Raw genomic sequence first — 9995 nt, 5'->3', positions numbered from 1 at the left:
CGTCGTGGAAGAGCCGCGAGGCTGTTGAGATGGCGACCTTGAAATGGGTGCACTGGTACAACCACCAGCGCCTGTTGAGCTCAATCGGCTATATCCCGCCTGCGGAGGCTGAGGCAAACTTCCACCAGCAACAAGCAGGTCAGGCCATGGCGGCCTGACTTAAACGAAACGGCCTCCACAAAAGCCGGGGCGATTCAACTGGATTTTCTAGGGTTTTTTGGTCGGGACGGAGTGATTCGAACACTCGACCCCTTGCACCCCATGCGCTTATTTGGCGGATCCCCATAGATCCTAATGGACACTATTGGACAGGCTTAACCCTAGTAAATACGGGGCTCACAAGCTAATCTTGCATCCAACAGAGTCCAATACCGTCCACCACCAGCCATGCAATTCGGTGGCACAAAAGTGGCACAAAATTCGGGCGCGAAGGATTTTACTAGGGGTAGAGAGTGTCCAGGATAACGATCAAGCAATTGGAGGCCCTGACAGCGCAAGATGACGGCAAGGTCTTCCGTGAGGATGGAGGATTGGTTGCCGAGGTGCGCGTCGGTGTCCGCGGAATCACGGTTCAGTTCAGCTATGAATTCAAGCTTGATGGAGCGCGAACCAGGAAGCGCTTGGGTAGTTGGCCGAAGAAAAGCTTGGTGCAAATTCGGTCTGAGCGGGACGAAGCCCGGGTACTCGTCACCAAAGGCCTGCACCCTACCCTTGCCGCCAAAGCAGCACGGATCGAGGCGCAAGCGGCAATCGCCACCACTATTGCTGAAGCAGAGCGTGAAGCCGCAGAAAACAAGACTGTGTCCGATCTGTTTGATGAGTGGATACGTGACGGCGTCTCACGCCAGGACGGCAATGCCGAGCTGGTCCGCAGCTTCAAGAAGGACGTACTGCCACTCATTGGCAAGAAGCCGCTGCGCAATCTTACTGAAAAGGATCTGCTCGCTGTCCTGCGCTCAGTCAAATCTCGCGGCTTAAACCGCACCGTCGTTATCCGCAGCAAAGATATCGGTCAGATGCTTCGCTGGGCCGAGAAGCGCAAACCATGGCGCGGCCTAATGGCTGACGGCAATCCGGCCGACCTGATAGACGTCCACAAGCTGCTCGACCATGACTACGAAGAACAGCGGGATCGACTGCTCTCGCCTGACGAGATTCGAGAACTACGTGACATCCTCGAACGCCTGGAGAAAGACTACGAAGAGCTTCCTGCTGGACAGAAGTATTCAGGCATTCGCCCGGTCAACACGCGCGTCCAGTGCGCGCTGTGGATCTGCCTGAGCACCCTCTGTCGTATCGGCGAGCTGCTCAAGGCCGAATGGCGCAACCTGGACCTGAAGAAAGGCACCTGGTTCATCCCGGCCGAAGCAACAAAGGGCCATAAAGGAAAGCGCCAAGATCACCACGTGTTCCTGTCAGCGTTTTCCATTGCGCAGTTCAAACGCCTGCAAAAAGAAACCGGCGATACGCCGTTCTGCTTCCCCAGCAAGGATGGTCGAAGCCACGTTGATACCAAGACTGTCAGCAAGCTCATCGGAGACCGCCAGTGTCGATTCAAGAACCGCAGCAAGCCACTGGCCGGCCGGCATCATGACGACTCACTGGTACTGAGCAAAGGAACCAAGGGTGAATGGACCCCGCATGACCTGCGCCGCACGGGCGCGACGATGATGCAGGAGCTGGGTGTAACGCTGGAAATAATCGACCGCTGCCAGAACCATCTGCTGGGCGGCTCGAAGGTCCGTCGACATTACCTGCACCACGATTACGCCAAGGAAAAAACCGAAGCCTGGCGCTTGTTGGGCGAAAAGTTAGAGTCGATTCTTGCCGGGACTCCGGTAGCTGCTGTCCAGCCTCAGTAGCCAGCTTCTTTTTGATGGCGAAAGGCCAAGACATAGGCGGTGTCATCTGCGCGCTCATAGCGGTACAACGCGACGTAACCTGAGTCACCAAACTCAATGATGAGCTCACGCAGCTCTGGCAGATCTGGAAATGGACGCCCTACTTCCGGACTTTCCTCCAATCGAGCGAATTGGCGCTCGATTGCCTGTGCAGCACGGCGCGCGACCTGCGGATCTTTATCGGAGAGAAATCGCCGGCAACGCTCCAGGCCCTTCGCCGCGCCTTCCGTGACGATCAGTCGTGGCACTTGGGCAACTCTGCCTCAGCATCTGTACCCCAACTACCAAGCCAGGTGCGAGCCTCCTGGCCGGTCAAGTGCTGGCCGGTTTCCTGATACGCAGCCCAAGATGCCAGCGCTTCTTGTTTGAAGCTCTCGCGGGCCTCCTCACGCTCGACGTACTGGGTGATCGCCTCACGCATGATCCAGTGAGATGAACGCTGCCGCAAACCAGCCAAATGCTGAATGCGACCTTTCAGCTCTTCGTCAATTTTGATGGAAGTGGCCATGGTTAGCCCTCCGTTATCTAAAGGTATTACCTTTGAATATCGTAGCAGAGAAAAAACTGTGCTGCCTATAAAGACGCCGATGGGCATAACACCGAATGACCCAATCCAAGCCCGAGCATCTGCTGCTTACAGGTCTTCCAAGGACACCTGGATGGACTTTTCAGCTGCCCGAGCCTTCGCCAATGAAGCCAGCTCGAAATCGTCCAGGCGCTCGAGTATTTGTTCGTACAGCTCTGCTGGCACCAGATATGCCATAACACGATCCTGTTCGAGCAAGGCTACAGGGGCACCTGCGGCTTCAGCCAAGATGCGGGATGGGTTTTTCTTCAGATCAGAAATGCTGACTGCTGCCTGAGAGATGTTTTGCATAGAAAGCCTCTTTGCCCCTATTGCCCGAGGGTTTCAGGACGAATCTGGATGAAAGATCCCTACCCCGGATGAGCTTGAAGCCCACACGGCCTTTCAAATATAGATAGGCCAAACTTTTATTTGTTAACTGGGCCGGACACTGATGGCGGATTGGGCAGAGTTCTGCACGAGAGAAAATGACCATCCACAGCCAGCAACAAAGCAGCCGGTAGCAACAGGCAGAAACCGGCCAGGAGCGGTCATCGCGAGCGCAGTCTTGCCGGATCAAAGCTGAAGGTGAGCTTGTCGGCATGCGTTGTTGGCTCCTCCTGAGCCCGCGGGCTAGTATGGCGCCATGGACTACTTGCCCAAAACTATGGCTCTCCCAATATCAGGATTCCATCGTTAGCAGGGCCCCAACAAGGAACGGCACGCCTCTGCACTTCATATGAAAATCGACTACGTCTATCTGAATCAGTACCGAAACTTCGCTGACGCGCACATCAACCTGGCTAAGAACAGCCTAGTGATTGGAAGCAACGACGTTGGCAAAACGAACATGATCCATGCGTTGCGGCTCTTGTTGGACAAGAGCTTGTCGGACGCAGAGATTGAACCGACGACACATGATTTCCATTGCGCACAAGAAGGCACGCAGGCCGACTACTTCTTAATTCGGGTTGCGTTCTCCGAAGTAACCCAGGACGCAGTGCTTTCCCAGCTCAAGGGCCTTGTCAGTGCTGCCGGAAAATTTTTCCTTGAGTTCCGCGCCACCAGGGCAAACCATAGTTACGAGATCGCTGCAGGCTATGACCTTGCAGCGATGGAGGTTATTCCTAGCCGCTACTATCTGAAATACCTGCATCTGAAGTACATCCATTCCCAGCGTGACCTTGCGCGATATATCCGCTCGGAGAAGCGGCACCTTCTGCGTCTTGCGCAGGAGTCACGCGACCAGGTTCAAGTGGATGCCGATACCATCCAGCTGCAGGCGCTCGCTGGGCTGCTGGAGTCTGTGAACGACGGGGTGAGGAACCTGCACTACGTCGCCGAAGCGACCAAAGACCTCAACGATGAACTGAAGGCACTCTCCCACCATCACGCTGGATACAACGTGTCGCTGGATACCGGCTCGATCGGTATCGAGCAGTTCATCGAACAGTTGGAGCTGGGGGCCAGCACCAACGGTTCGCGTGTAATGCTCGGAGGTGACGGCCGCAATAACCAAATCCTGCTGGCCTTGTGGAAGGCCAAGAGCGTGCTTGAACACGACCAAGACAGCGAGGTGGTGATCTATTGTGTCGAAGAGCCCGAGGCGCATCTGCACCCTCACCAGCAGCGCAAACTGGCGAGCTATCTCATCAGTGCGTTGCCCGGCCAGACCATCGTTACCACGCATTCTCCGCAGATCGCTGCAAGCTATCGCCCCGACTCGGTCGTTCGCCTGCTGCGCAACAACGGAGCAACCCGAGCGGCAAGCCAAGGTTGCTCTGATTGCATCGACAGCGCATGGACAGGGCTTGGCTACCGAATAAGCATCCTACCTGCGGAAGCGTTTTTCGCCTCAGCAGTCATGCTGGTCGAGGGGCCTTCGGAAATGCTGTTCTACGCTGCGCTGGCACGTGCTCATGGCTACGATCTTGATCACAGCAACGTATCAATGCTGTCTGTCGATGGTGTGGCGTTTGAGGTTTACAAGCGTGTGTTAAACGCTCTGGAAATTCCATGGGCTGTGCGGACCGACAACGACATCTCCGATGTTCTGCTCGGGTCCCGAGGAGCACAAGTGGTGTGGCGCAACCTCGCGGGCATGAATCGCGCTCTTTCGCTGGCAGGTATGCCTCCTCAGCAACACCGCCCGCAGCCATACGATCATGTGGCCACGTTGGCTGATGGCACCTGGCAAGCGGTCAGCGCCGCCGTCGCCCCCCATGGCATCTTCCTTTCGCAGATCGATCTGGAGAACGACATTGCCGCCGAACTCCCGGCACTGTTGAACGGGTTCAAAGGTCATGCGTTGCCTCAGGCAATCTCTTACCTGCAAGGCAAGAAAGCCATCCGCATGCAGGAGTTCATTGACCACTGCGGGACTCGGCTCAGCGCGCTGCCCAATGGACATCTGTTGAGGCCGCTGATCCACTGTATGACCGCTGCTGCGCAGGTTTAGCAATGTCTACATTCACGCCTAGTGCGGAGCAAGCCCAAGCCATTCAATGTGCGAGCGACATGGTGATAGTCGCCCGTCCAGGCAGTGGGAAGACTAGCGTCCTGTCATGCAAGGTCAGGAACCTAGTTTCGGGGTTGCGTCGCCACCAGGGCATCATCGCCATCTCCTTCACGAACAAGGCGAGCGATGAGTTGGAGAGTCGTTGTAAAGCTGATGCTTTCGACATGAAGAGTTCTTTCTTCGGTACGATAGATGACTTCTGCCTTCGCGAGATCGTGTTTCCGTTTGCACGGCAATTGATCCCTATGCCCGCTACAGTCAAGACGGCCAAGCTGAGGGAGTTGCCCGAAGCGGTGGTAGACAGGCTTCCGGCAACGCCAATCCAGGATGTTACCATTGCTAACACGGCAGAGTTCCTGCCGTTCATGCAGGCGGCACTGGCTCAAGGACTCGTCCCGCTTGAAGCTGTGGGCATGATTGCTTGCTACGTAGTCGAGCACTCCCCCGCATGTAGGAACTACCTCGTAGCACGGTATTGCGCCGTGTATATCGACGAGTATCAGGACAGCGGATACTTCCAGCATCAGCTCTTTTTAAAGCTCAAGTCTCTGGGATTGACCGCTGTTGCGGTCGGAGACAGTGATCAGTCCATTTATGGATTCGCGCACAAGGATTCGAGGCATCTGATGGCACTTACGGTGCCGGGCAGCGGCTTTGCGTACTTTGCCATCACAACCAATTTCCGCAGCCATCCGTCCATCAACGACTTTGCACTTCGCCTGCTCGACCCAAACCACCCTATTGCGCCGACTAGTGATATGCGGGTGTTAATCAAGACGGTCGACGGTGACCAGCGAGCGATAGGCGCCTGGCTGAATACTGCCATTCCCCAGCTAATGCGTGTTTATCAAGTGACCTCCGCAAGCAGGGTTGCCATTCTGTGCCGACATCAGCACTCAGCGCGCTTGATTGCTGACCATCTGGGACTTGCCCACTATCTTGTCGAGGAGAGCCCTTTCCAGACTGCACCTGCAGCCGAGGCAAGTCTTTTCTCGGATGTGCTCAAGTTGCGCTTCGACCAGCAGTTGACCGCAGAAGCACTTATTGATCGGCCCGGTGCGCCAAAGCTAGCCGCTAACGAACGGCGTATGCTTCGCCGTGCGCTATTAAATTGCCGATCTTGTTTGGATAGCGACCTCGTTGCGACCGTGTTGAATGCCGCCACAGGTCTGATGGGGCAGCAGCCTTCTGCAGAAGGTGCGATGGAGCTTGGGGGCGTTTGCGGAGATCCCGACAAGCTGCGTAGGTTTAAAAGCCCCAGTCGCGATGCTGTTCAGATCATGACCCTGCACAAGGCGAAAGGATTGGAGTTCGACCTCGTTTTCCATGCCGATCTCTACGATCACGTGATCCCGACACGTAGTTATCCGGCAGGATCGTATGGTCAGGTTATCTTCGAGAATGAGGCCCAATGCTTAAACCTACATTATGTGGGGATCACCCGAGCAATTGAGGCTTGCGTGTTGATGACGTCGAGCTTTCGCATCAACGGGCAAGGAGCTGTTAAGAACGGTGCTCCATCGCAGTTAATTGGCAGAAACGGGGCGAACGCTACGCCCATCGTTTGGTAACGCCATCGATTGGAAAGCCCGGCACGCTACGCAGCAGTAGTAGTAGTAAGCCTCAATCTGCACAAATTTGCGCTTGGGTCGTAAGCTGCTCAGTGCGAACGACTGACTGCTTGTGGCCGGCTCCAGCCTGATACGACAGGCTCAAAGCGGCCAGAAGCGACCGATTCCGCACCGGATTGAAGTGCATGACGGCATCTGGGAAAGAGGGGGCGACTCAGACTGCCGGCGAAAGGCGCCCGCCTCAGCGCATATTCATCAGACTCGAATAAAGGAAAACACTCATGAGTGAATGGGAGGACTTCTGTGATTCAAACGGGTGGAATACCGGAAGCGAAGACGATAACGATCACTTCCTTGATAGCCTTGAAGATAACTCTGAAGTATTAAGTGGCGCAAAAAATAGCCATAGATCGATTATCGAGTACGCATCTGACGTTACTATCGGGGAGCTTATGGCTGATCTTAAAGATCACACTCTCGGAAATTATGAATACGACATTGTATGTGAGCCATGGGGCTGGGAATTAGATCCTGATGGGGAGCTGTCTGACACCTGTCTTGATGGGATTACGTACAAACACAAGCATTTACATTATTTTAAAATAAGGGTGCGCTCTAGTGCTCGTGGAGAGTACTGGGTTTCTCTTCGCATGTTTTTAGATGCGATAAAAACACTTGGAATTCCAGTTCATATCTGGAATACAGAAGTAGCTTGGGATAATGCCGCCCAGTGTTTAGATGTCTGCGGTGGCTTAGTATCGACATACGAGCGCCAGAGGAGCAGGAGGCTTATTGAGTGCCTATCAGAAGAAAACTCTAGTCTTCTTAATTTTTTGGAGCGGGCGAAGTCAACAGATCATGGATTTAAACCTGTGATAATCCATCGCGATGAAGTTGCTCAACTTAATAGAGGTGAGTACGTCACATTTTTAGACCCAACAATGCTGACGATAGAAGAGCTAAAGTTCTGCGTTCTTGCGTACTTCAACAAAAAAGGGCAGCCCAAATGGATATCAATGAATGATATCCTTTCCGTGACATCGCTATTGGTAACTAGGATTGGCACTTTTTTGGCTGATGATGGGCAAGTGAGACCTATAAATGGTGTCGCCACACTACTGTCGAACGCCTACTCCATAAAGATGGATTGGGGGTTTATTGAATTAACTTCAATGCGTAAAGCCTCATTTTTTCTTCAAAAAGAAGGCGGTACAATTTTTGAGCCGGCTTACCGGCAGATCACCGAGGAACAAGCAAGAAATGCCTCGCCTGAACGGGTTTACATTACCGATGGAGGTCACCCTCTGGGGTATGGCCTTGATCAAGGGAATTCGGGATTTGTTACCACCTATGCTCATTTTGAAGATGCGAGAAGAAAGCTAGAAAGCTACAGGGGTACGCATTGAAATAAGACGTTGAGCGGGTGTCGAGGTGGGCTTTTTTTTGCGCAGAGGTAATCAGTCCGCTTTTGGCCGACTACAGCCAGTACGCACTCAGTTAGCGCTGCTGAAAAGCAGCAATTCGATCCAAAAAAATCTCAACCACACATTACCGCAATGACATCAGCACCAAGGAGGTTCGTCCCATGTCATTGCAGTGCCCTCGCTGCCACTCCCCCAAAGTCGCTTCTTTCCATCACGCCATGAAAGCTGGCGCAGCCATCGGCGCTGTCGGTGGTCTCGCCCGTGGCATAAGTGCTGCTCTGGCAGGCGGCAAGGCCGGTGCAGCACTCGGCTTAATCGCCGGCCCTGTCGGCATCACACTCGGTTCAGTATCCGGCGCCATTCTCGGTGGCCTGGCCGGAAGCGTGGGTGGTTGTGCGCTCGGCGCTCAGCTCGGCGAGTCACTCGACCGTCATGTCCTGGCCCACAACCTCTGCCTACTCTGCGGTCACCGCTTCAACCTGCCGGCCTGATCCGGCCAGCGCTCTCCTCTTCCTTATCTCTCATTGATTGCCGGTGCTGCGCTCTGCGCGGCGCTTTATGCCGGCCTGCACCCAAAGGAAATTCGTCATGGCTCATCAAATCGAACAAATGGCCTACGTTGGCGCTACTCCGTGGCACGGCCTGGGCAACAACCTGCCGCAGAAACAACCCATCGAAGTCTGGCAACGTGAAGCCGGCATGGACTGGCAGATCCTGGAAAGCCCAGTGCACTTCAAATCGGACGCCATCGGCCACCTGGGCGCGATCCATTCGTTCCCGGAGCAGAAAGTGCTCTACCGTTCGGACACCAAGGCACCGCTGTCGGTAGTCTCGCAGCGTTATCACACCGTGCAGCCTCGGGAAGTGCTCGAATTTTATCGTGACCTGACCGAGGTATCTGGCTACGAGCTGGAAACCGCTGGAGTGCTCAAGGGCGGTCGCAAGTTCTGGGCGCTGGCACGAACCGGCCAAGGCGCTGCGCTCAAGGGCAACGATCAGGTGAATGGCTACCTGCTGCTGGCCACTTCCTGTGACGGCACCCTGGCTACCACGGCCACACCGACCACTATTCGCGTGGTGTGTAACAACACTCTGACGATCGCCCTGGACGGCACCAGTCGCGCAATCAAGGTGCCGCACAGCACCCGCTTTGATAGCGATCTGGTGAAGAAGCAGCTCGGCATAGCCGTCTCGCAATGGGATGACTTCATGTACCGCATGCGCCACCTGGCTGAACGCAAGGTGCAGTGGCATGAGGCGCTGGGCTTCTTTATGAACGTGATGTGTGAGACCAGCCCGACCGGTCCGCTTCCTGAACAGCTGCCGAACGAGCGCGCTCTGCGCAAAGTTCAGGAGCTGTACGAAGGCCGTGGCCGAGGCAGTCAGCTCGACTCGGCACGCGGCACCGCCTGGGGTCTGCTCAATGCCGTGACTGAGTACGTCGATCACGAGCGCCGGGCACGCAGCACGGAATACCGTCTCGACTCTGCCTGGTTCGGCCAGGGCGCGCAGATCAAGCAACGCGCCTTGGACGCAGCGCTGCAGCTCGCCGCTTAAGCTGATGCGGCATAAACACAACCCCTGATCGCCACAAGGGTGATCAGGGGTTGTTCAGCTGCTCTGCATTAAATGATCGCCCTTAATCAGGCGTTCACCCAATCCTCGACGCGCAAACCTGGGACTCGCTCGAACTCACGAAGATTATTCGTGACCAGAATCAGTCCCTGGGCACGTGCGTGTCCTGCAATCATATGATCATACGGACCAATAGGCTTGCCGATACGAGCCAACTCAGCTCGCAATTGCCCGGAATGAGCCGCTGCCTGAGCGTCGTAAGGCAGTACTTCCAAGCGCGCAGCGAAACCTTCAACGTCCGCCAGATTACGCTCGGGATTAGCGGACTTCTCGGCGCCGTAAATAAGCTCCATCAGGGTGACAGTGCTGATGCTCAGCTGCCCTGAATGGCGCTTGAAGGCTTCCCGCACCTGCTCAGGGCGATTCTTGATCGTGAAAATG

General features: G+C 55.1%; 11 protein-coding genes. 7 read left to right on the top strand and 4 right to left on the bottom strand.

Annotated elements, in window-relative coordinates; genetic code table 11:
* Positions 1-158 (top strand): integrase core domain-containing protein (locus tag CFY91_RS15810; RefSeq protein ID WP_243392528.1); only part of this gene is annotated, 158 nt, incomplete at its 5' end.
* Between the two features lie 294 nt (positions 159-452).
* On the top strand, positions 453-1862 hold the full coding sequence (locus CFY91_RS15675) for a tyrosine-type recombinase/integrase (protein WP_093987298.1): 1410 nt from the start codon (positions 453-455) through the stop codon (positions 1860-1862).
* Here the strand turns inward: CFY91_RS15675 and CFY91_RS15670 are convergent.
* From CFY91_RS15670 to CFY91_RS15660, 3 genes are all read right to left on the bottom strand, one after another.
* Entirely contained in the window at positions 1856-2149 is a 294-nt protein-coding gene (locus tag CFY91_RS15670) for a type II toxin-antitoxin system RelE/ParE family toxin (protein ID WP_010953434.1), read from the bottom strand. The genes CFY91_RS15675 and CFY91_RS15670 overlap by 7 nt on opposite strands.
* Complete coding sequence (locus tag CFY91_RS15665; RefSeq protein WP_093987297.1) at positions 2137-2409, bottom strand: CopG family ribbon-helix-helix protein; 273 nt, start codon at positions 2407-2409, stop codon at positions 2137-2139. The genes CFY91_RS15670 and CFY91_RS15665 overlap by 13 nt, the downstream gene beginning before the upstream one ends.
* 126 nt (positions 2410-2535) lie before the next feature.
* Positions 2536-2778, bottom strand: a complete 243-nt coding sequence (locus CFY91_RS15660; protein ID WP_093987296.1) for a type II toxin-antitoxin system Phd/YefM family antitoxin — start codon at positions 2776-2778, stop codon at positions 2536-2538.
* A gap of 427 nt (positions 2779-3205) precedes the next feature.
* Between CFY91_RS15660 and CFY91_RS15655 the strand changes: the two genes are divergently transcribed.
* From CFY91_RS15655 to CFY91_RS15640, 5 genes are all read left to right on the top strand, one after another.
* The gene (locus CFY91_RS15655) at positions 3206-4924 is read left to right on the top strand and encodes an ATP-dependent nuclease (RefSeq protein ID WP_093987295.1); all 1719 of its coding nucleotides are present in this window, start codon (positions 3206-3208) and stop codon (positions 4922-4924) included.
* Positions 4925-4926: 2 nt separating this feature from the next.
* A complete protein-coding gene (locus tag CFY91_RS15650; protein WP_093987294.1) occupies positions 4927-6555 on the top strand; it encodes a UvrD-helicase domain-containing protein in 1629 nt (542 codons plus the stop codon).
* Between the two features lie 281 nt (positions 6556-6836).
* Positions 6837-7961: a hypothetical protein gene (locus tag CFY91_RS15955; RefSeq protein ID WP_133063710.1), complete on the top strand. Its 1125-nt coding sequence runs from the start codon at positions 6837-6839 to the stop codon at positions 7959-7961.
* A 179-nt stretch (positions 7962-8140) separates the two neighbouring features.
* A complete protein-coding gene (locus CFY91_RS15645; protein WP_093987293.1) occupies positions 8141-8470 on the top strand; it encodes a hypothetical protein in 330 nt (109 codons plus the stop codon).
* 97 nt (positions 8471-8567) lie between these two features.
* Complete coding sequence (locus tag CFY91_RS15640; protein WP_093987292.1) at positions 8568-9536, top strand: DUF932 domain-containing protein; 969 nt, start codon at positions 8568-8570, stop codon at positions 9534-9536.
* A gap of 86 nt (positions 9537-9622) precedes the next feature.
* On the opposite strand, the gene vapC is transcribed toward CFY91_RS15640, so the two are convergent.
* Positions 9623-9994: a type II toxin-antitoxin system tRNA(fMet)-specific endonuclease VapC gene (gene vapC, locus CFY91_RS15635; RefSeq protein WP_093987291.1), complete on the bottom strand. Its 372-nt coding sequence runs from the start codon at positions 9992-9994 to the stop codon at positions 9623-9625.
* Position 9995 lies beyond the last annotated feature (1 nt).

The sequence above is a fragment of the Pseudomonas fluvialis genome (assembly GCF_002234375.1).
In the GTDB taxonomy this organism is placed as follows: domain Bacteria; phylum Pseudomonadota; class Gammaproteobacteria; order Pseudomonadales; family Pseudomonadaceae; genus Aquipseudomonas; species Aquipseudomonas fluvialis.
Note: the sequence above shows the minus strand (reverse complement) of the source record. Positions and strands in the feature narration are given on the sequence as shown.